The organism is Streptomyces sp. NPDC005485 (assembly GCF_040606085.1).
Taxonomy (GTDB): Bacteria; Actinomycetota; Actinomycetes; order Streptomycetales; family Streptomycetaceae; genus Streptomyces.
In genome coordinates, this window is the sequence record NZ_JBEXDZ010000071.1 from 1 (window position 1) to 20,464 (window position 20,464).

Annotated in this window: 17 protein-coding genes; 4 read left to right on the plus strand and 13 right to left on the minus strand. The window is 71.5% G+C overall.

What is annotated here, in order from left to right; all coding sequences use genetic code 11:
• The first annotated feature begins 304 nt into the window (after positions 1–304).
• The gene (locus tag ABZS97_RS23445; RefSeq protein ID WP_356140270.1) at positions 305–2,305 is read left to right on the plus strand and encodes a peptidoglycan recognition family protein; all 2,001 of its coding nucleotides are present in this window, start codon (positions 305–307) and stop codon (positions 2,303–2,305) included.
• A 76-nt stretch (positions 2,306–2,381) separates the two neighbouring features.
• On the opposite strand, the gene ABZS97_RS23450 is transcribed toward ABZS97_RS23445, so the two are convergent.
• The 4 genes from ABZS97_RS23450 to ABZS97_RS23465 form a co-directional block, all read right to left on the minus strand.
• Entirely contained in the window at positions 2,382–2,747 is a 366-nt protein-coding gene (locus ABZS97_RS23450; RefSeq protein ID WP_356140271.1) for a hypothetical protein, read from the minus strand.
• Positions 2,748–2,783: 36 nt separating this feature from the next.
• Positions 2,784–3,281 carry a hypothetical protein gene (locus tag ABZS97_RS23455; RefSeq protein WP_356140272.1) on the minus strand — a complete coding sequence of 166 codons (498 nt, stop codon included), beginning with the start codon at positions 3,279–3,281 and terminating at the stop codon, positions 2,784–2,786.
• Between the two features lie 58 nt (positions 3,282–3,339).
• On the minus strand, positions 3,340–6,231 hold the full coding sequence (locus ABZS97_RS23460; protein WP_356140273.1) for an AAA family ATPase: 2,892 nt from the start codon (positions 6,229–6,231) through the stop codon (positions 3,340–3,342).
• 170 nt (positions 6,232–6,401) lie between these two features.
• A complete protein-coding gene (locus ABZS97_RS23465) occupies positions 6,402–7,301 on the minus strand; it encodes an alpha/beta hydrolase (protein ID WP_356140274.1) in 900 nt (299 codons plus the stop codon).
• A 72-nt stretch (positions 7,302–7,373) separates the two neighbouring features.
• On the opposite strand from ABZS97_RS23465, the gene ABZS97_RS23470 reads away from it, so the two are divergent.
• On the plus strand, positions 7,374–8,339 hold the full coding sequence (locus tag ABZS97_RS23470) for a DUF5937 family protein (RefSeq protein ID WP_356140275.1): 966 nt from the start codon (positions 7,374–7,376) through the stop codon (positions 8,337–8,339).
• A 125-nt stretch (positions 8,340–8,464) separates the two neighbouring features.
• Here ABZS97_RS23470 and ABZS97_RS23475 read toward each other — a convergent pair whose 3' ends face one another.
• The 8 genes from ABZS97_RS23475 to ABZS97_RS23510 form a co-directional block, all read right to left on the minus strand.
• Positions 8,465–8,656, minus strand: a complete 192-nt coding sequence (locus ABZS97_RS23475; protein ID WP_356140276.1) for a hypothetical protein — start codon at positions 8,654–8,656, stop codon at positions 8,465–8,467.
• A gap of 12 nt (positions 8,657–8,668) precedes the next feature.
• Positions 8,669–9,268 carry a CGNR zinc finger domain-containing protein gene (locus tag ABZS97_RS23480; RefSeq protein ID WP_356140277.1) on the minus strand — a complete coding sequence of 200 codons (600 nt, stop codon included), beginning with the start codon at positions 9,266–9,268 and terminating at the stop codon, positions 8,669–8,671.
• Between the two features lie 135 nt (positions 9,269–9,403).
• Positions 9,404–10,306, minus strand: a complete 903-nt coding sequence (locus ABZS97_RS23485) for a universal stress protein (protein WP_356140278.1) — start codon at positions 10,304–10,306, stop codon at positions 9,404–9,406.
• A 124-nt stretch (positions 10,307–10,430) separates the two neighbouring features.
• Positions 10,431–10,673, minus strand: coding sequence for a DUF397 domain-containing protein (locus ABZS97_RS23490; RefSeq protein WP_356140279.1), 243 nt, complete (start codon positions 10,671–10,673; stop codon positions 10,431–10,433).
• Between the two features lie 83 nt (positions 10,674–10,756).
• Positions 10,757–11,923: a thiolase domain-containing protein gene (locus ABZS97_RS23495; RefSeq protein WP_356140280.1), complete on the minus strand. Its 1,167-nt coding sequence runs from the start codon at positions 11,921–11,923 to the stop codon at positions 10,757–10,759.
• Positions 11,920–12,975 carry a thiolase domain-containing protein gene (locus ABZS97_RS23500; RefSeq protein ID WP_356140281.1) on the minus strand — a complete coding sequence of 352 codons (1,056 nt, stop codon included), beginning with the start codon at positions 12,973–12,975 and terminating at the stop codon, positions 11,920–11,922. Before ABZS97_RS23500 ends, ABZS97_RS23495 begins: the two co-directional genes overlap by 4 nt.
• On the minus strand, positions 12,976–13,914 hold the full coding sequence (locus ABZS97_RS23505; protein ID WP_356140282.1) for an OB-fold domain-containing protein: 939 nt from the start codon (positions 13,912–13,914) through the stop codon (positions 12,976–12,978).
• A gap of 23 nt (positions 13,915–13,937) precedes the next feature.
• Entirely contained in the window at positions 13,938–14,738 is an 801-nt protein-coding gene (locus ABZS97_RS23510) for a crotonase/enoyl-CoA hydratase family protein (protein WP_356140283.1), read from the minus strand.
• Positions 14,739–14,935: 197 nt separating this feature from the next.
• On the opposite strand from ABZS97_RS23510, the gene ABZS97_RS23515 reads away from it, so the two are divergent.
• Both ABZS97_RS23515 and ABZS97_RS23520 read left to right on the plus strand, forming a co-directional pair.
• On the plus strand, positions 14,936–16,555 hold the full coding sequence (locus ABZS97_RS23515) for an acyl-CoA synthetase (protein WP_356140284.1): 1,620 nt from the start codon (positions 14,936–14,938) through the stop codon (positions 16,553–16,555).
• Between the two features lie 146 nt (positions 16,556–16,701).
• Positions 16,702–17,487: a phosphodiesterase gene (locus ABZS97_RS23520; RefSeq protein WP_356140285.1), complete on the plus strand. Its 786-nt coding sequence runs from the start codon at positions 16,702–16,704 to the stop codon at positions 17,485–17,487.
• Positions 17,488–17,502: 15 nt separating this feature from the next.
• On the opposite strand, the gene ABZS97_RS23525 is transcribed toward ABZS97_RS23520, so the two are convergent.
• On the minus strand, positions 17,503–20,457 hold the full coding sequence (locus ABZS97_RS23525; protein ID WP_356140286.1) for a TIR-like protein FxsC: 2,955 nt from the start codon (positions 20,455–20,457) through the stop codon (positions 17,503–17,505).
• Positions 20,458–20,464 lie beyond the last annotated feature (7 nt).

The following is a 20,464-nucleotide window of genomic DNA, read 5'->3' on the forward strand; positions in this document are numbered from 1 at the left end:
TGCGCCTGGGACAGCGGCGCACCGCGGACCTTCGTCATGTCCGGGCACCGGGCGGCTGCCCGCGGACCCCGCCGTACCGGGAGACCGGGATACCGGACGGCCGCCCACCGAACGGACCACAGGTCCACTCCACTGACGCATCGCAGGCGGCACCACTGCCGCCACGAAACTCCTTCGGCCCCTCACTGACATGCGAAATCACCTGCCTCTGGGCATGATTGACGGATCGTCGGAGAGCCGGTACCACTGACGCACGTTCGGCTCCCGCACGCCCCGCCGCGCACGACCGCCCCAGGAGGCTGCATTGCGACGCTCTGCCACCGACCCCCACGCCCCCGCCGGGCACAGACGCGCGCGCAGGACCGCGGGCGCCGTCGCCTCCGCGACCCTGCTGCTGCCGCTGCTCGGCGCGGCTCCGTACGCCAGTACGCAGGAGGCGTCCTCCACCGGACTGCAGGGTGCCTTCGCGTCCGCGGCCGCCGACTACCACGTACCGCAGAGCGTGCTCCTCGGCGTCTCCTATCTGCAGTCCCGCTGGGACACGCACGACGGAGCACCGAGCGTCACCGGCGGCTACGGTCCGATGCACCTCACCGACGCACGCACCGCACTCGCCGACACCGCGGCCCTGCACCACAGCGAGGGAACGGAGGACGCCCGCGGCGACTCCTCGCGTGCGGCCCTGCTGCCGGAGACGAAGGTGCCGGAGAGCGCCGAACTCCCGGCCCGGCTCAAGACATTGACCAAGGCGGCCGAACTGACCGGCCTGTCCGCCGAGCAGCTGCGCAGCGACGCGGCGGCCAACGTGGAGGGCGGCGCCGCCCTGCTCGCGGCCGCGCAGAAGGACCTCGGCGAGCCGCTGAGCGACGACCCGGCCGACTGGTACGGGGCGGTGGCGCGCTTCTCCGGTGCGGACGACAGCGCGACCGCGGCGACGTATGCCAACGATGTCTACGACGTGATCCGCGACGGTGAACAGCGCACCACGGACACCGGGCAGCAGGTGGCGCTCGCCGCCCGCCCCGGGCTGGCTCCCGACACGGCGCAGCTGCGGCGCGCGGGGCTGCGTACGGTGTCCGCGGACGGCACGGAGTGCCCGGCGACGGTGTCGTGCGAGTGGATCCCCGCGCCCTACGAGGAGTTCGGCGACGGCGACTACGGAAACCACGACCTCGGGGACCGGCCCGCGTCGCAGTCCATCAAGTACATCGTCATCCACGACACCGAGGGCAGATGGGAGGGGGTCCTCAACCTGATCAAGGACCCGACCTATGTGTCGTGGAACTACACCCTGCGTTCGACCGACGGTCACATCGCCCAGCACGTGAAGGCCAAGGACGTGGCCTGGCACGCGGGCAACTGGTACGTCAACGCCAAGTCGATCGGCCTGGAGCACGAGGGGTTCCTCGCCGCGCCGGACGCCTGGTACACGGAGGAGATGTACCGGGCCTCGGCGCGCCTGGTGACGTACCTCTCCAAGAAGTACGCCATTCCGCTGGACCGGCAGCACATCCTTGGACACGACAACGTGCCCGGCCCCACGACGTCCACGATTCCGGGCATGCACACCGACCCGGGCCCGTACTGGGACTGGCAGCACTACTTCACGCTGCTGGGGCACCCCTTCCACGGCACGGCCAAGGGCAAGGGCCACGGCAAGGGCGGCGGCCTGGTGACCGTGCTGCCGGACTTCGCCGAGAACCAGCCGGTGTACACGGGCTGCGTCACCAAGGACGTGCCCTGCGCCGCCCACGGATCCAGTGAGGTGCGGCTGTACAGCCTGCCGGACGAGACCTCACCGCTGATCAAGGACATCGGGCTGCGGCCCTCGGGCGCCGACTCCACGATCGACGTCAACGACGTGGGCTCGCGGGTCTCCACCGGTCAGCGCTACGCCGTCGCCGGCACTGACGGCGACTGGACGGCGATCTGGTACCTGGGCCAGAAGGCCTGGTTCAAGAACCCGAAGGAGCAGCCGACCGCGGTGAGCTCGTTCGGCCTGGTCGTCACGCCCAAGCCCGGCCTCACCGAGGTCCCCGTGTACGGGCGCGCCTACCCGGAGAAGGAGGCCTACCCGGCGGGCGTGCCCGTCCAGGCGGTCTCGCCGCTGCCCTACAAGCTGCTCGCGGGGCAGAAGTACGCGGCCGGGGACAAGGTGGCGGGCGAGTACTTCTACGCGCCGACCTTCGACACGGCCCCGCACCGGGTGGTGATCGGCAAGGACATGTACTACGAGATCCAGTTCGGTCACCGGGTGGAGTTCGTACGGGCGGCGGACGTGGACCTGGTTCCCTCGACGTCGTAAGAGCCTTACCCGCAAAGACAGTTGGGGCCGGGTCCACTGGTGGCGGACCCGGCCCCCGGTCGTGTGCGGGCGTGTGTCACTCGGGCCAGTCGAGCTGGTGCTCGGGGACGCCGAACGTCAGGCCCATCTCGCGGGCCTGCGCGCGGCCCGCCCCGTCACCTCGCGGAAACCGCAGGACCCGGCCGGGGAACACCACGAACGTCTCCTCGGCGGTGCGCAGATCGACGTACCAGCCGGGCTGGTCCAGGGCGCCCGAGAGCATCTCGGCGACCTCCTCGACCAGGGACTTCGCCACGCTGAACTCGATCACCGTCCAGGTGTCCGGCTGCCCCGGTCCTGCGTTGTCCAGGCGGAACCGGTGGATCTCCCTGACCTCGATGCGCAGGTCCTTGAGATGGGTGCCGACCTTCAGACTCTCCGCGATGAGGCAGCCGTCGACCATCAGGTCTCCCTACGAGGGCGGGCGTGGGCGGCGGGCTCAGCCCTGCTGGAACAGCTCCGCGGGCAGTGGCTTCAGCAGCGCGTACAGGTCGTCCGTGATGGGGCGGTCCCAGGCTGCGATCGTCACCAGCACGTTGTCACTGCGGTCGAACTGGACGCAGGAGATGCGGGTTTCGGAGAGCTTGAGGCGGCGCACGATCAGGAGGTTGTCGCCCTGCATCACCGGCATGTCCTCGGTGCCCACGACGGTCACCTCCTCGTCGTTCTCCAGCGCGAGCAGCAGCTGCGCCACCTCGAAGGGGACCTCGCCTTCGGGGACGTCGCGGGCCGGGGAGCCCTCCGGCAGATTGCCGATGATCATCGCCGGGCCGCGGCCGCCGAACAGGTCGTAGCGCAGGAAGACGCCCTGGCAGCTGCCGTCGGGGGCGGGCAGCAAGCCCGCACCGAGGTTGCCCGGCCAGTCGCCCGGGTCCATGGCCAGGACATCGAAGTCGGGCCCGGCGGGAGTGGCGCTGCGGCGGCGGAGGAAGGACATGCCGCAATGGTACGTGCACGGGCGCGAACCGGGTTCCGGGGGCGCTTCGCGCCGACCCTTACGGAGACGACTGTTCGCCCAGCGCGGCCCCGAGTCCCGTACGGTCCGTGCCGACCTTCCGGAAGACCGCAGACAGCAGACGGACGACGGCCGCCTCGTCGCTGTGCAGCTCCTCGGCGATCTGCGCCGTGGTACGGCCCCGGACGGTGAGTCCGGCGGCCGTGCGTTCGCGGGCGGTGAGGGTGTCCGTCTCGGTGCTGTGCAGACGGCGCGGCCGCAGACCGGAGGCGGCGAGTTCGTCACGGGCGTCCTCGACCAGCCCGTCGGCCCCGCACTGCACAGCCGCGTCCAGTCCTCTGTACAGGTGTTCGGCGGCTTCCCTGGAACGGCCGGCGCGGCGCAGTTCGGTGCCGAGGGCGACCAGAGCGCAGGCCAGTTCGTACGCGGCCGGGGAGCGCTCCAGGTGGCTGACGGACTCCTCGAGAAGCTTGAGGCGGGTCGAGCCGGAGGAGACCTCGGCAGCGGCCCGCAGTGCCTGGCCGATGGCCGACGGGGCGCCGAACTGGCGGGCACGACTGACCGCGTCGAGGGCGGTGGCGACGGCGCGTTCGGGGGTGTCGTGACGCTCGGCGCGCGCGAGGTGGAGCTGCCAGGGGCACCAGGCGGGGTTGCGCATCCCGCGTGGGTCGAGGCGGCGCCCGGCCGCCGCCAGCTCGGCGGCGGCGTCCTTGGTGAGGCCGCAGGCGAGCAGCAGCTCGCCGTGCACCGCCTGGGCGTCGGGGAAGACCACGGCCGCCGGGAAGGGCGCTCCGAACGCGTACTCCTCGGCGATCTGCGCGGCCTCGGTGATCCGGCCCCGGGCGATGAGGACCTCGATGAGGACGCCCACCGCGTACCAGAGGGCGGGAACGCCGCGTCCGACGCGTTCGGCGAGCCTGAGGCCCGCGCGCACGAAGTCCTCGGCCTCGGCGAGACGACCGCGGCGGAATCGTACGTACCCGAGCAGCGTGTAACCGAAGGAGAGGTGCGCCCCGTGCCAGCCCTGGCGCTCGAAGTCGGCGATCCCGGCGGCGAACAGTTCCTCGGTGCGGCCGGGCCGGTCCGCGTACATGAAGGTGAGGGCGACCAGGACGGGCACCTCGAAGCCGCGGTCGGCCTCGGCCCAGCCGAGTCCGCCGGCGAGGGCGCGTTCGGCGTGGCCGAGCGCGATGTGGGCGGGTTCGCCCCGCAGGGTGGCGTCCCAGGCGCGCAGCCCGATGATGTAGCGCTCGGTGAGGTCGCGGCCGGTGAGCCGGTCGGCGAGCCGGGCCAGGCGGCGGGAGCGGGCGGGCGAGTCCGGTTCGTCGGCGCGGAAGGCGTCCCACATGAACTGCTCGGACTGCATGCGCAGGCGCACTCGCGCGTCGCCGGTGACGGGGATCTCGCGGGCCAGGGTGTCGGATGCCTCGCCGAGCCGGTCGCTGTGGGCGAGCACCTGGGAGAGCCGGTAGACGATGTGCTGACGCAACTCCGGGTCGGGGATGGGCTCTTCGAGGGCGGCCCGCAGATGGTTGACCGTGGTCGCCGGTTCGGTGAGCAGGGAGGCGCAGCCCAGTTCGTACAGCACCCCGGCTCGCTGCTCGATCGGCGGTGGTTCGCGCAGGGCACGGGCGAGGTAGCGGCGGGCGGCGTCGGGGGCTCCGGCGCGCAGGGTCTCGCCGGCGGCGGCGCGCAGTTGCTGCACGACCCAGTTGTCGCCGTCGGGGTGGGTTTCCAGCAGGTGGCGGGCGGCGGCGGACGGGCCGAGCCCGGCGTCGATGAGGCACCAGGCGGCCTGGCCGTGCAGGGCGACGCGGACACCGGCGGGGATGGCACGGTAGACGGCGGTGGCGATCAGCGGATGGACGAATTCGAGAGTCTCGGCGCCGGTGAGGATCCGGGCGCCGCGCAGGGCGTCCGCCGCGTCGGCGGCCTCTTCGGAGCCGAGGCCCGCGACTGCGGCTGCGAGGGGCGGCGGGATCTCCGTGCCGAGGACCGCGCAGGCCCAGGCGAAGCGGACGGTCGAGGTGCCCAGGCGTTCCAGCCGTGCGATCAGTCCGCTGCCCTTGACGGCTGCCGCCAGGTCGCGCAGGAGGTGGGCGCCGGCCTCGGTCGGGCTGAGGCCGCGGTCTCGGACCTTCGCGGTGAGTTCCACCGCCTCGAACGGGTTGCCCGCCGTGACCGCCCAGCATTCGCGGCAGAACGCGTCGTCGGCCTGTGTGCCCAGTGACTCCCGCACCAGGCGGGCCACGGCGGCGGCGCTGAGCGGTTCCAGGTCGAGGGGGCGCTGGCCGGCGCGTCCGGGTAGCCGCCTCAACGCCTCGGCGTGGTCGGGGAGTTCGTCGGGCCGGTAGCCGACCACGAGCAGCAGCGGGAGTTCCTCGGCGCGGGGCGCGAACGCGGAGAGCCAGCTCAGCGACTCGGGGTCGGCCCAGTGCGCGTCGTCGAGGACGAGGACCATCGGGGCGCGTTGCACCGCGAGGTGGGTGAGCACCCAGTCGAGCCCGTCGCGCAGGCCCTGCTGGTCGGGCGGTGCGCCCTCGGCCGCGGCGCACAGACCGAGGGCGGGGCCGACGATGGCGTACCAACTGCCCAGCCGTGCCCGGAGTTCGGTCTCCGAGACCCCGGCGAGCTGGGGCTGCAGGAGCTGGCGGGCGACGTGGAATGCGACGCCCTGTTCCTGGTCGCCGCCACGGGCGGACAGCACGGTGCAACCCTTGAGGGCGGCGCGCCGCCGTACCTCGGCGAGGAGCGTCGTCTTGCCTATTCCGGCACGTCCCGCGAAGGCGAGGAGCGCGCCGCGGGGGCGCTCCGGTGATTCGGCGCCGTCCCTGCGCAGACCGGTGAGCTCACCCAACGCCTCGTCGACGGCGGCGAGTTCACTTTCACGCTCGAAGAGAGTCCGTCGGCTCCGCACGATGCGCTGTCCCATCCAGCACCCCCTGTCACGGCCGGGCGACCGGCGCGGGGAGCAGGTGCGCACCGTGACCTACAGGCACCTCAGCGTACGCCTTCGGGGGTGCGGGGGCGCCTGGAAGGCGCACTTCGCCTTCTCGGCGAAGCCGTGGTGACACTGCCGGAATCCGGTCGGACACGGGGAGTTCAGGCTTGGTGGCCGGCCGGGAGAACTGATGCACGCGATGCCGAAGGTGCGGGCGCGGATGGCCGTCCCAGGAACGCCGCGATAGTGGCGGCGAACCGATCGGCGTCGTCGAGCCACGGGAAGTGTCCGGCGCCGGGCTGGACCACGAGTTCGGCGTTCGGGAACAGCTCGGCGAACTCGGCCACCGCCGGCGGAGGGGCGCCCGGATCGACCTGCCCGGCGACCAGGAGCACCGGTTGCGTGAAGCGGGAGAGCGCCGCGCGCGTGGCGTCCGCGGCGAATGCGCCTTCGGCTCCGAAGGCCGCCACGACCTCCGGGTTCGCCCGCTCGTCCTCGGCGGCCTTGTGTGCCTGAGCCGCCTCGTCCCAGCGGCCGTAGGAGAACGGCGCGATGGCCTTCACATTCTCGGGGGTCACCTGGCCGGCCCCCATCGCCTCCAGCGCCGCGAACGCCGCCGGGAACCACGGCTCATCCCGGCGGGGCCGCACCGTCTCGCGCCGGAGTTCGCCGCTGATCGTGATGCCGACGGCCCTGACGCTCGGCGTGATCAGCGCGAGCCTGCCGACGCGCTGCGGATGACGGCCGGCGTACTGCACGGCGATATTCGCCCCGGCGCTGTGTGCGAGCAGATCCATGCGCGTCAGGCCGAGGTGCTCGCGCAGTGCCTCCACGTCGTCGACGAGCCGGTCGCACCGGCAGGAGGTGAGGTCCTCCGGCACCGCCGACCGCCCGGTCCCCCGGATGTCCAGCCTGATCAGCCGCCGTCGCGCGGACAGGCCTCCCAGGTCGCCCAGGTAATCGGAGGCCGTCGGACCCCCGGGCAGACAGACGAGCACGGGGCCCTGTCCGGACACGTGGTAGGCGAGCTCTGTGCCGTCGTACGAGGTGAAGAATTCCATGGCGGACAGCGTGGGCGCCGGCCAGGGGCCACGGCTATCGTTCAGCCACAGCTACACGATGGGACGGCACGGATGGCGGTCGAGATCAGGTTCACCGCGGCGTCGATCGCCAGGGTGCGGTTCGCCCTCTCCCCGCTGGGCGAGACCGTGCTGGCCCTGCGGATCCTGCTGGGCACCGGCGGGCATGCGGTGCACCAGCCGTGGGTGCGCAGGGCGCGGCCGCTGCCGGCCGACGACCCCGAGCTGCCGCTGCTGCGGGCACTGATCGCCGGGCCGATGCCGTCGTTCCTGTTCCCGGTGCCACAGGAGCGGCTGCCCTCGATGGCGGCGGAGCTGGACGTTCTCCGGGCAACCGAAGAGACTTTCTTCCGGCAGGAGTACGGCGCCGTCCTGGGCGTACCGGTCGAGGACACCCCTGATCCGGCGACGGTACTGCCCCGGCTCGCCGAGGCCCTGCACCGCTGCCACGAGTTGCTGATCGCTCCGCACTGGGGCCGGATGCGCGCCGTACTGGAGGCCGACGTCGGCAGGCGGGCACTCACCTTGGTGGACGGCGGGGTTCAGGCGCTGTTCGACGAGTTGCACCGGGATATCGCCTGGGACGACGGCCAGTTGGTGGTGCACGGTCGGCGCACGCCGCATGCCGTCTGCACGGTGGACACCGGCGGGCACGGCCTGGTCCTGCTGCCCAGCGTCTTCAACTGGCCGAACGTCGGCGTCGACAAGTCCCCGATCGCAGCCGCGTCGATCCGCTACCCGGCGGTGGGCGTCGGCCTGCTCTGGGAGCAGCCGGCGCCGGTGCAGTCCGGACTGGCCCCGGTGCTGGGCCACACCCGGACGGCGCTGCTCGCGGCCCTGGCCGAACCCCTGAGCACAGCGGCCCTGGCCGACCGCCTGGGCGTCACCCCGAGCGCGGTCTCCCAACACCTGGGAGCCTTGCGCGGCGCGGACCTGGTGTCGACCCGACGCAAGGGCCGCACAGCCCTGCACCTGCGCACGGAACGAGCTACGCACTTGTTCGACACCCCATCCCCGTAAGGCTGTTCGGCACGGCGGCCGGTTCCCCGGCAGCCCCGCGCGACGCCGGCAGTACAAGCGGTTTTCGCCGACACATCCTGCCCGCCGAAGCCGAACCGCGCACCGGGGCCGGGTGCCGGTCGGGGCTACGGAAGGGCGCCGTGGGCCAGTCGGGCGGGGTGGAGGAGTGCGTCGATGGTGTGGTTGTCGAGCAGGCCGCGACGGGCGTCGTCGTCGGGAAGCATCCCGGTCGGCACGGCCGCCGCGCGATCCGCCGCCTCCCGGCCGGGCTGCCAGTACGGATCCGTCGGAATGAGCGTCAGGTAGTTGTCACTCATCGCGGGCCTTCGCTAGACGGCCTTTTTGTGGCGCTCATGATGGCGGGCAACCCTGGCGCGGTTACCGCAGGACGGCCGGCACCACTCCTGACGTGGATGTTCCTTGATGAAGTACCGCACACAGCGCGGCCCGTGACAGGCGCGCAGCCGCTGCCGGTCGGGGCTCGCGAGGAAGGCGATCGCGGCGCGGGCGAGGGTGGCGGTGAGCGGGGCCTCGATGGACACCGCCTTCTGCCGTACGGCGGGGCCGGCGCCGTCGCGCCAGGTGAGGACGGGCACCGTCGGGGCCAGGGCAGCGGCCGCATTCAGGCGCTCCAGCGCCTCGTCGGTCGGCATCAGGCGGCCCGCGTCGGCCGGGCTGGGCTCGCCGGGGCGTACGGCGCGGGCGAACAGGGCACGTACGGCGGTGCGCAGGTCAGCGACCTCGGCGAGCACGCCCTCGTCGGCGGCGGACCCGTCGGACACCGGCAGCGCGTCGCGGTGCTGGTGAACCCAGGCGGTCAGCCCGGCGCCGTCGGCCAGGTCATCGGCGACTCCGCCGTGGCCGTCGTGGCGGATGGTCAGAGCGAGGTCCAGCGTGAGCCGTGCGTCCGTGCCGAGAAGGTCCTCCATGACGCTAACGATAAGACGAGCGCTATCCATTAGCGCCGGGAAGGAGTCCGGCAGGGCCGGGGTGGGCCGCCGGGCGAGGGGACGGTATGCGCTGCGCGCTCGCTCCGGTCCTGGATGCCGGGCGCGCAGCCCCTGTCATTCCTGGTCGACAGCGGGCGGCACCACGGCCACCGGGCTCGCCGCGTGCAGCAGCACGGCCTGGGTGACCGAGCCCAGCATGCGCGCGGGCGCCAGCAGCCGCCGTCGATGGCGGCCCACGACGACGAGATCGGCGCCCTTGGACGCGGCCACGAGGTGTCCGGCCGCATCCCCCGCGGCCACGCTCAGATCGATGTGGACGTCTGGGTACCGTGCGCGGAGCGAGGCGGCGAAGCCGTCGGCGAGTGTGCGCGTCTCGCTCTCGACGGCGTCCTGGTCGAAGTCGGCCACCGCGAAGCCGCCGGGCGCTGCCCAGGTCTGCACCGGCCACGGGTAGGCGGCGACCACGTGGAGGCGGGCGCCGCGGCGGGCGGCCTCGCCGAAGGCGAAGTCGAGCGTGGTCTCGTCAGGGCAGTCGACGCGCAGGCCGGCCACCACACGCGGCCCGGGTTCGACGGCGGGCGCGTCGTGCACCTCGCGCCCCGGTCGCGGTACGACGACCACGGGGCACTCGGCGTCGCGCGCGGCGGCCATGCTGTTGGAGCCGAGCAGCAGACTGGCGAAGCCCCCGCGACCGCGGGAGCCGAGCACCATCAGCTGGGCGGTGGTACCGAGTTCGGGCAGCAGGGCGCCCGGCGCGCCATCAAGACCGAGGTACTCCATCTCCGGCCGGTCGGCCCGGCCCTCCAGGTACGTGCGCACCTCGTCGAGGACCGGGTCGTCCACCGGATCGGGTGGCCCGGCGACCAGGACGTCGGGCTGCGCCCAGACCGCGTACTGCCGCACATGGACCACGCGCAGCGGTGTCCGGCGCGTCCTGGCTGCCGTGACGGCCCATTCGAGCGCGCGCAGACTGTCGTTCGAACCGTCCACGGCCGCGACGACCGGCAGGGTGCTCATCGAATCCTCGCCTCCGGTACACACTTCGGTCTTCCTGGGACCAGCCTGACGCAGGCGGCGGCCCCAGGACGGGCCCGAAGGTCATGTGTCCGGAAAAAGGGAGGATTCACCTCCGGTCAACATCTCAGGTGAGATCGAACTCGCCCTCGCGTGCCCCCGACACGAACGCGCCCCACTCCGCGGGTGTGAAGATCAGGGAAGGGCTCTCGGGGCGGCCGCTGTTGCGCATCGCGATGAACCCCTCGACAAAGGCGATCTGGACATCTCCCCGTCCTCGGCTGCTGGATTGCCAATCAGCGGTGCTCAGATCCAGCTCAGGCTTGTCCCAGCCCGCCAGTGGGTGCTCCTGGATGGTGCTCTCGGCCACGTCCGTGCTCCTCCCGGTTCGTCGTCCGCCGCCAGCCTAGCGACCGGTCACGGCGGCGGACAGGCCACGTGAGGGGGACGGTTTCAGGAGGTGGGCGGCTCGGCGCCGACCAGCCACATCGAGAAGAACTGGGACCCGCCGCCGTAGGCATGCCCGAGCACCCGTCGAGCCCCTTCCACCTGGTGTTCTCCCGCCTGGCCGCGCACCTGAAGTGCCGCTTCGGCGAACCGGATCATGCCGGAGGCGCCGATCGGATTGGTGGAGAGAACGCCGCCGGACATGTTGACGGGGAGGTCTCCGTCGAGTTCCGTGACGCCGGACTCGGTGAGTTTCCATCCCTCGCCCGGTTCGGCGAAGCCCAGGTTCTCCAGCCACATGGGCTCGTACCAGGAGAACGGCACGTACATCTCCACGGCGTCGATGTCGCGCCGCGGGTCCGCGATGCCCGCCTGCCGGTACACGTCGGCCGCGCAGTCCTTGCCCGCCTGCGGCGACACGAAGTCCTTGCCCGCGAAGAGCGTGGGTTCGCTGCGCATCGCCCCGCCGTGCATCCACGCGGGCGGCCGGGGCGAACGGGCCGCGCCCGCACGGTCGGTGAGGATCATCGCGACGGCGCCGTCCGAGGACGGGCAGGTCTCCGAGTAGCGGATCGGGTCCCACAGCATGGGCGAGGCCTGGACCTTCTCCAGGGTGATGTCGTGCTCGTGCAGATGCGCGTACGGGTTCTTCAGCGCGTTGCGCCGGTCCTTGTACGCCACCAGGGAGCCGACCGTGTCGGGGGCGCCGCTGCGCCGCATGTACGCGCGGACGTGCGGGGCGAAGAAGCCGCCGGCCCCGGCCAGCAGCGGCTGCTGGAAGGGGATCGGCAGGGACAGGCCCCACATGGCGTTGGACTCGGACTGCTTCTCGTAGGCCAGGGTCAGGACGGTGCCATGGACGCGGCCGGCGATGAGGTTGGTGGCGACGAGCGTGGTGGAGCCGCCGACCGAGCCCGCGGTGTGCACCCGCAGCATCGGCTTGCCCACCGCGCCGAGTGCGTCGGCGAGATACAGCTCGGGCATCATGACGCCCTCGAAGAAGTCGGGCGCCTTGCCGATGACGACCGCGTCGATGTCCGACCAGCTCAACTCGGCGTCCTGAAGCGCCCGTTGGGCCGCTTCGCGGACCAGTCCCGCCTGGGAGACGTCCCGGCGGGCCGCGACGTGCTTGGTCTGGCCGATGCCGACGACGGCCACGGGCTCCTTGCTCATCGGGCATCCCCTTCGAGTACGGCGACCAGGTTCTGTTGCAGACAGGGCCCGGAGGTGGCGTGGGCGAGTGCGCGGTCGGACTGCCCGCGGTGGATGCGGGCGGCGGCCTCGCCGATGCGGATGAGCCCGGCCGCCATGACCGGGTTGGCGGCGAGGGCGCCTCCGGAGGGGTTCACGTCCACGTCGTCGCCGAGCCGCAGCGCCTTGCGCAGAACCACTTCCTGGGAGGTGAACGGCGCGTGCAACTCGGCGGTGTCCACGGGCCGTTCGAAGGCGCCGGCCTTCTCGGCGGCCAGGCGGGTGGACGGCGAGTCGGTGAGGTCCCGCACCCCGAGACCGTGTGCTTCGATGCGGTGGTCGAGGCCGCGGATCCAGGCCGGCCGTTCGCACAGGTCACGGGCCCGCTCCCCGGCCGCGAGGATCACCGCGGCGGCTCCGTCACCGATGGGCGGGCAGTCTCCGGTGCGCAGGGGACGGACGACATAGTCGCCCTGAGGCACCGAACCGCGCAGCTGTGCGCGGGAGTTGGACGATGCCGCCGTACGGCTGCGGGAGGCCACGCCGGCGAGCGCGGGCTCGTCGGCCTCCCCCGCGTCGATGAGCGCCTGCGCCTGGAGTGCGGCCAGCGCGACGGAGTCGGGCCACAGGGGGGCCACGTAGTACGGGTCGAGCTGCCGGGTCAGGACGTCCCGCACGGAGCCGGGCGAGGACTTCCCGTAGGCGTACACGAGGGCGGTGTCGGCGTCCCCCGTGAGCAGTTTCGTCCACGCCTCGTACAGTGCCCAGGCGCCGTCCATCTCCACGTGCGACTCGGAGATCGGCGGCCAGGCGCCCACCCCGTCGAGCGCCATGGTGAAGGAGAAGGCGCGGCCCGCGAGATAGTCGCTGGAGCCGGAGCAGGTGAAGCCGATGTCGCTGGTCTTCATGCCCGTCCGGTCGAGGACGTCGTGCAGGACCGGCATGAGCATCTCCACCTCGGAGAACTCGTCGCTGGTGCGCCGGTGCCCGGTCTGCCCGAATGCGACGACGGCGATGTCCCTGACGGGCCGCATCTAGACCAGCTCCTTGTACACGTCGTAGTCCGCGTCGGGTTCACCGGTGGGCCGGTAGTGGTCGGGATGGCGGCCGTCCGCCGTCCACACGGGCTCCACGCGCAGACCCATGCGCACCTGGTCGTAGGGGATGCCGCCGATACGGCCGTGCAGGGCGAGGTCGGCGCCGTCGAGAGCGATGTGCGCGTAGACGTACGGCACTTCGATGTCGAGGTTCTTCGCCTTGATGTTGACGATGCAGTACGTGGTCACCGTGCCCCGCGGGCCCACTTCGACTGCTTCGAATGTGGCGACACCACATGTGGGACACGCGCCCCTCGGCGGGACGTACACCTTGCGGCAGGACGGGCAGCGTTCGCCGACGGTGCGCCGCTCGGAGAGGGCTTCCATGTAGGCGGACTGGGCGCGGCCGGGCGAGTAGACGTAGTCGAGGCGGGCGGGGGCGACGATGCCGGTCACGAGATCCTCGAAACGGCCGTCGTGACCGCTGGGTTCCGCCCTGCCTTCGTACGGCTCGAAGCAGGCGATGTCCGTGATGGCGCCGGTGCGCTCCTCGGCCCACCGGATGCGGACGCGCATGCCGGTGCGGACGGCGTCGGGGCCGGGTGCGTCGAGGGCGTGCAGCAGGGCGGTGTCGGCGCCGTCGAGTTTGACAAGGACCCAGGCGAAGGGGGTGTCGAGGGGCTGGGCGCGGCGGGGGGCGTGGTTCCAGGCCCAGGTGGTGACGGTGCCGGTGGGGGCGACCTCGACGAGATCGCGGATCTCCTCGGCGGTGACGGGGTCGTACTCGACGGGCGGGACGAGCGTGCGCCCGTCACCTGTCTTCACACCGAGTACGACACGCTCGCGCAGGCCGGTGAGGAAGGCACTCTGGACGGGGCCGAGGGAGCGGGTGAAGGGGAATTCGACGACGAGGGGGGCTTTGAGGACTTCGGGCACGGTGACTCCTCGATGGGGGCGGCTCAGGCGCGTTTGTAGGCGGCCGGACGCTTCTCCGCGAAGGCGCGTGCGCCCTCCTTGGCGTCGGCGGTGTCGAAGATCGGCCAGCCGCGCTTGAGTTCTGCGGCGAGTCCGTCGGTCTCCGTCATCTCGGCGGTCTCGTACACGGACGCCTTGACGGCCTCGACGGCGAGCGGGCCGCAGGCGTTGATCTGCTCGGCGATCGCGAGGGCCTTCTCCCGCGCCGTGCCGTCCGGTACGACGTGTCCGATCAGGCCGATGGCGGCGGCCTCCTGGGCCGTGTACGGGCGTCCGGTGAGCAGCATTTCGAGGGCGTGCGTGCGCGGGATCTGGCGCTGGAGGCGGACGGTGGAGCCGCCGATCGGGAACAGGCCGCGCCTGACCTCGAAGAGTCCGAAGGTGGCGGACTCGCCCGCGACCCGGATGTCGGTGCCCTGGAGGATCTCCGTGCCGCCCGCCACGCAGTGGCCCTCGACGGCGGCGATCACTGGTTTGCGGGGGCGGTGATGGCGCAGCATCGCCTTCCAGTGCAGGTCCGGGTCGGCTTTCATCCGGTCCCGGTACCCCTGGCCCTCCATCCCCTGTCCCGCCAGGGCCTTGAGGTCCATTCCGGCGCAGAAGGCGCTGCCCGCCCCGGTGAGCACGATCGAGCGGATCGTGTCGTCCTCGTCGGCCTCGATCCAGCCGTCGTACAGGCCGACCAGCATCGGCAGCGAGAGCGCGTTCCTGGCCTCGGGCCTGTTGAGCGTGAGTACCAGTGTGGCGCCTTCGCGCTGCACGGTGAGGTGTTCGGTGCCACCCATTGCCGTCCTCCCGTCGGTCAGGATCTCCGGAACGAGAACAGGTTGCAGGAGGCGCGAGGACAGGACAAGGGGTTTCTGACAGGTAGTCAGATTTCTTCTGCGCGGACCCTTCCCAGTTGCGCCCCCCTTTGCTCTGATGACCGTCGAAGCGATGGACGCCAGGGCAGCCCACGAGCAATGAACGGCCAGGAGGAGCGGTGGAGTACAACCTTGCCGACCTGTTCGAGTCGGTCGTCGACGTGGTCCCGGACCGCGAGGCACTCGTGTACATCGACCACCCCGGCACGGGCGCGGAGCGCCGGCTGACCTACGCGCAGCTGGACGCGGCGGCCAACCGCGTCGCCCACCACCTCATCGACACCGGCATCCGGCCCGGCGAGCACCTCGGGCTCCACCTCTACAACGGCATCGAGTACCTGCAGACCGTGCTCGCGTGCCTCAAGGCCCGGATCGTCCCCGTCAACGTCAACTACCGCTACGTGGAAGAGGAGTTGGTCTACCTCTACCAGGACGCGGACCTGGCGGCCCTGGTCTTCGACACGGAGTTCACCGAGCGGGTCGCGGCGACGCTGCCGCGAGCACCGAAACTGCGGCACCTGGTCCGGGTGGGGAACCCCGCGCCCGGTTCGCCCGCGCTGCCCGCCGTCGCCTTCGCCGACGCCGAGAGCGGCGGATCCGCCGGGCGGGGCTTCGGGCCGCGGTCGCCCGACGACCAGTTCATCATCTACACCGGCGGCACCACCGGCATGCCCAAGGGAGTGATGTGGCGCCAGGAGGACCTGTTCTTCTCGGGCCTCGGTGGTGGCGCGCCCACGGGTGAGCCGGTCACGAAGCCGGAGGAGCTGGCCGAACGCGTCGCGGCCGGTGGCGCGGGAATCACCTTCTTCCCCGCTCCCCCGCTCATGCACGGCACGTCGACGCTGACCGCGTTCATCGGCTTCAACTTCGGCCAACGCATCGTCATCCACCGCAAGTTCGTGCCCGAGGAAGTCCTGCGGACCATCGAGAAGGAGCAGGTCACCAGCATGTCGCTGGTCGGCGACGCGATGCTGCGGCCGCTCATCGACGCGCTGAACGGGCCCATGAAGGGGGCCGACTGCTCCTCGATGTTCAGCGTCTCCTCGTCGGGCGCGATCATGTCGGAGACGGTGCGCGAGCAGTTCCAGGCGCTCGTCCCGAACGTGATGCTGCTGAACAACTTCGGCTCCTCGGAGTCCGGCTTCAACGGCACGGCGACCGCCGACTCGGGGCCCGATCGGGGCTTCCGGATCCGCGTCAACTCCCGTACGCAGGTGGTGGATCCGGCCACGTACGAACCGGTCGCACCCGGCGAGATCGGACGTGTCGCGCAGTGCGGCCACGTGCCCCTCGGCTACTACAACGACCCGAAGAAGACCGCCGAGACCTTCTTCCGGAAGGGCGACGAGCGGTGGGTGCTGCTCGGCGACATGGCCACCGTCGACGAAGAGGGCATCGTCACCGTTCTCGGCCGCGGCTCCCAGTGCATCAACACCGGCGGCGAGAAGGTCTACCCCGAAGAGGTCGAGCAGGCCTTGAAGTCACATCCCGACGTGTACGACGCCCTGGTCGCCGGGGTCCCGGACGAGACGTGGGGCAACCACGTGGCGGCGGTGGTGCAGCTGCGCGAAGGTTCAGGTCCCCCGTCTTTGGCGGACATCCAGACTCACTGCCGTACCCACCTCGCGGGCTACAAGATCCCGCGCCAGCTGGTCATCACGGACACCATCCAACGCTCACCGAGCGGCAAGGCGGACTACCGCTGGGCCCGCGCGGTGGCGGCGGAGGCGAACGGCTGAGCGCCGAGCCCGGCCGCCTCGGTCCGGGTGACCGGCGCCGTCCGGTCCGCCTGGTAGTAGAACACGCGCCCGAGGGCGGGAGGCGTTCGTGTTCGCCCACAGCGGGATCACTTGCCGAGCGCCCGCGCGGCCGGAAGCGTACGGGCATGGTCTTCTCCGTGGCGCACCTCAGTGATCCGCATCTGACGACGGGACTTCCGGCCGGGGAGCGGCTGACCCGGTTCTCCCGGGCTCTGGGCAGCATCCTGGCCCTTGATCCCCGGCCCACCTGCGTGGTCGTCACCGGTGATCTGGTCGACCGGGGTCATGCCGACGAGTACGCGACGCTGCGGGAGCTGATCGCACGCTTCCCTGTGCCGCTGCACCTGGTGCCCGGCAACCACGACGATCCCGACACCCTGCTGAACGTCTTCGGCGGCGGCCCACATGTGGGCGGCACCCATGTCTTCCCGTATGCGGTGGAGTATCCCGACGCCACCCTCGTCGTCCTCAGTTCCAAGGTGCAGGGATCCCCGTCGGGACGCCTGGGCGCCGAGCAGCTGGAGCGGCTCGACGAGATCCTGTCCGCTCGCGCCGACGTGCCCGCCTTCGTATGTGTGCACCATCCGCCGGTCGACATCGGCATTCCGTATCTCGACGGCATGCGCATGGAGGATGCCGAAGCGTTCGGCAAGGTGATCGGACGGCATCCGCATGTCGTGCGGGTACTGGCGGGCCATGTGCACCGGGCGGTCACCGCGGAGTTCGCCGGCAGCACGGTGGTGACGGCGCCGAGCACTCACCTGCAGAGCAACTTCAACGTGCGCGCCGACGGGCCGGTGGGGTACGTCGACGAGCCCACGGCCTTCCTGCTGCATCTGCGGACGGACACCGGGTGTGTGACGCACAGTGTCGCGGTCAGCCATGCGGGGGCGCTGACCATGGGGTTCTGACCGGCGAGGTGGCCGTCAGGGGTCGGAGTCGGAGTCTCGTTCGTGGGATGGGGGAGCTATGGGCCCCATCAGGCGCGGTCGGGGGAGGTGCGGGCTCGGGGGCGGATGGGCCTCGGCATGCTTGAGGTACTGCCGGGTCGTATGGGCGACGACGGCGGGGAGCAGGTCCGTGAAGGCCTTCAGAGTCGGTACGCCGGTGACCGCCGCCCGGAAGTCGGTGCGCCGTTGGCGGTCGAGGATCGACGGCAGGGTGCGTTCCAGGTCGTCCGAGAGCCTGTGACCCTCCTCGCCCTGCCCCTGCAGGTCGGCCCGGTCCCACGGAACGATCGCGGTGACCCACGGACTCGCCGCCGCATCGAACGCCTTGAGCCTGCGCCGGCGTTCGTCGTCGGTGAGCGCCCAGCGGTCGACAAGGAGAATGCCCGGACGGCTCGGTGCCGCCTTGCCCGGGTCCTCCCCCCACATGCCCTCTCCGGCATCGTCGTCGAAGGAGGACACCGTGATCCGGTAGTCCAGCGAGCGGATCAGGTCCTCGGCGAGGGAGACCAGTGGACGCCTCGACTCCAAAGGGTAGGGATTCCAGTCCCGCGCGTCCTCACCGTACGGGCGCACATCCCGACGCTCCGGAATACTGTCCCGCGTGGGTGCGGCCACCGTCAGATGGATGTGGCGGGGTCCCTCGCCGCGGGGCTTGAAGGCACTCGGCGTGGAAGAGTAGGACCGCGGCTGGGCCGGCGGCAACGGCGACTCGTGGGCGACCTGCACGATGCGCTGGGCCAGCCCGAGCACGATCTCCTCGTACTCGTCGCGCAGCCGGTTGAGCTTGATCAGACCGTAGATCCCGTTGGCCGCGTAACGGTCCCCGAACGCGGCGGAGTCCATGTGGATGTGCCGTACGGAGTCCGGGAGTTGGGTGTAGTCCATGTGCGTCCACAGCGCGGGGACGATGGCGGTGGCCGGTGCGGTCCCGGTGGCCCTCGCTCGCACCACACGCTCGTTGAACGCGAACCACTCCCGCCCGCAGCTCTCACTGGTGAAGTAGCGCGGGGAGAGCAGCGGCACGAACACCCGGCAGGTGGCCAGGTATTCGCTGCGCTTCTCCGACCAGCCCTCCCCCGGCCGTAGGTCCCGGTCCATGAAGCCGGCCGGGGCCCCGGCCGGGAGGTCCGTCAGAGCCATGATGTGGTCGCACAGGTCCCTGTAGAGCAGGTGCACCCAGTGATCGGGGTCTGCGCCGCCCGACCCCCAGGCCGGTGTGTGAGCGTAACTCAGGAAGAAATAGGGTCGGTTGTCCGCCCCTGCCCCGTGTACCGGAGCAAGTCGTGGAAGGTATTCCGGTTCCGCCACTGACGTGGCCTGCTCGAGCTCTTCCTCCGTCTCCCCCGTATCCCCGTACGGCTCGGACGGCGGGAGCGACGCGCCGACGAACTCCTCCTCCGGCTCCTGCCTCGCACTGTCGTCCGCGAGGCCGTCCTCGGAGAGCCCGAGCAGTTCCAGCGTCCGCTGCGACGCCTCCCCGAACGGCTGGAGTTCCGCGGGGAGTTCCGTCCCTCCCGGGTCCCGCGCCACTGCGAGCAGGTCTCCACCGCCACCCATCCGGGACGCCACGTACGTGCTCAACGTTTGGTACAGGCGCCATATCTCATGATCCGCGAGCTCTTTCCTGAGCCGTAGCTGCACGTCCTGCGGCAGGCTCAGCTCGACCGTCTCGTCCTCCTCGGTGTGCAGCAGGAACAGCCCGCTGGTGAGCAGTTCGGCCAGATCGGCCGCCTCCGCTTCGGGCACGAGCTCCTTGCGGATGAGGTGGAGCAGGCGCATGCTCAGCCGGTCGAAGGCGGAGCACAGCACGGCCAGGCGTGTCGCGGAACGCGAGGCCGTCTGCAGGAATCCCTCCGCGGCAGCGGTCGCCGAGCGGAGTGGCGGCGGCCTCTCCGTCCGTCCCTCGCGCGGGACCAGGACCGCCCCGCAGCCCTCCGGAGCGGTCCGCATCAGGGTGCGTGACCAGCGGTCCACCACCTGTGGGGACATCGACAGGACAGAGACGGGCAGCCAGTGGCCGGCCGAGGCGAAGTCAGCGCGGTCCGGCAGCAAAAGCGGTGCGTCGAAGACCAGATGGGAGGCGGACGCGCCCGGCGTACCCGTCGAGACCCGGACCGTCGGCAGATCGAGACCCGTCCTGCGCCACAGCTTCTGCGGCAGCGGGTTGAGCAGGGCGACCGGCGTGGACTGCGACCAGCTGCGCACTCGGCTCCAGATCTCCGGTTCCCGCCAGCCCGCGGCCGCACAGTCGGACACGACCACCACCAGCCGACGCCCGTCGGACGAGCGCAACTGGTCCGGTCCCATCAACCGGCCCAAGCCGTCGCGGAGTTCGGGACCGCCGCCCTTGAACCGCAGCTCGCGCACACGCAGTGAACGGAACGCGCCCAGCCAGTTCAGCGCGGCCGTGAAGTCGGCGATCGTCTCCCGCCACACCCCCATCGCCGGGGAGCGGTCCACCACCAGCACGAGGTCGAACCAGCGTTCCGGGGCGGGCCCGAACACCGGAATCAGTTCGCCGCTGCGCCCGTACGCCTCCACGGTGGCATCGACGTCCAGGACTGTTCTGCGGCCCTGCGGCCACGGCCGCTTCCAGGGTCGCAGCGCACGGGTCACCTCCAGGCGCCGGGGCAGGCCGCCGGCCCGAGGCGCGTCCACCGCGTCACCCCGGATCTGCTCCCGCGCGCCGGGCAGCCGCTCGTGCACGTCGCGTCCCGGAGCGACGGGCTCCCTTTCCTCGGGCGCAACGACGCTCTCCGTACCTGCCGGCTCCGGCACCGAAGTCGGCCTGGGCTCCGGTGACACCGCTCCCGCGGGCTGCTGCGGCCCGGGCACGGCGGATCCCCGGCCCGCGCCGTCGGCCATCCGGGACGCGAGCCAGAGGACATCGGCGAGCGCCGGGCCGTCCAGCTCCGGCGCGGCGGCGGCCAAGGCCGCC

Coding starts and splice junctions, on each gene's coding strand:
- ABZS97_RS23450 (WP_356140271.1), bottom strand. CDS start 2,747: ATGGTCGACGGCTGCCTCATCGCGGAGAGTCTGAAGGTCGGCACCCAT.
- ABZS97_RS23455 (WP_356140272.1), bottom strand. CDS start 3,281: ATGTCCTTCCTCCGCCGCCGCAGCGCCACTCCCGCCGGGCCCGACTTC.
- ABZS97_RS23460 (WP_356140273.1), bottom strand. CDS start 6,231: ATGGGACAGCGCATCGTGCGGAGCCGACGGACTCTCTTCGAGCGTGAA.
- ABZS97_RS23465 (WP_356140274.1), bottom strand. CDS start 7,301: ATGGAATTCTTCACCTCGTACGACGGCACAGAGCTCGCCTACCACGTG.
- ABZS97_RS23470 (WP_356140275.1), top strand. CDS start 7,374: ATGGCGGTCGAGATCAGGTTCACCGCGGCGTCGATCGCCAGGGTGCGG.
- ABZS97_RS23475 (WP_356140276.1), bottom strand. CDS start 8,656: ATGAGTGACAACTACCTGACGCTCATTCCGACGGATCCGTACTGGCAG.
- ABZS97_RS23480 (WP_356140277.1), bottom strand. CDS start 9,268: ATGGAGGACCTTCTCGGCACGGACGCACGGCTCACGCTGGACCTCGCT.
- ABZS97_RS23485 (WP_356140278.1), bottom strand. CDS start 10,306: ATGAGCACCCTGCCGGTCGTCGCGGCCGTGGACGGTTCGAACGACAGT.
- ABZS97_RS23495 (WP_356140280.1), bottom strand. CDS start 11,923: ATGAGCAAGGAGCCCGTGGCCGTCGTCGGCATCGGCCAGACCAAGCAC.
- ABZS97_RS23500 (WP_356140281.1), bottom strand. CDS start 12,975: ATGCGGCCCGTCAGGGACATCGCCGTCGTCGCATTCGGGCAGACCGGG.
- ABZS97_RS23510 (WP_356140283.1), bottom strand. CDS start 14,738: ATGGGTGGCACCGAACACCTCACCGTGCAGCGCGAAGGCGCCACACTG.
- ABZS97_RS23520 (WP_356140285.1), top strand. CDS start 16,702: ATGGTCTTCTCCGTGGCGCACCTCAGTGATCCGCATCTGACGACGGGA.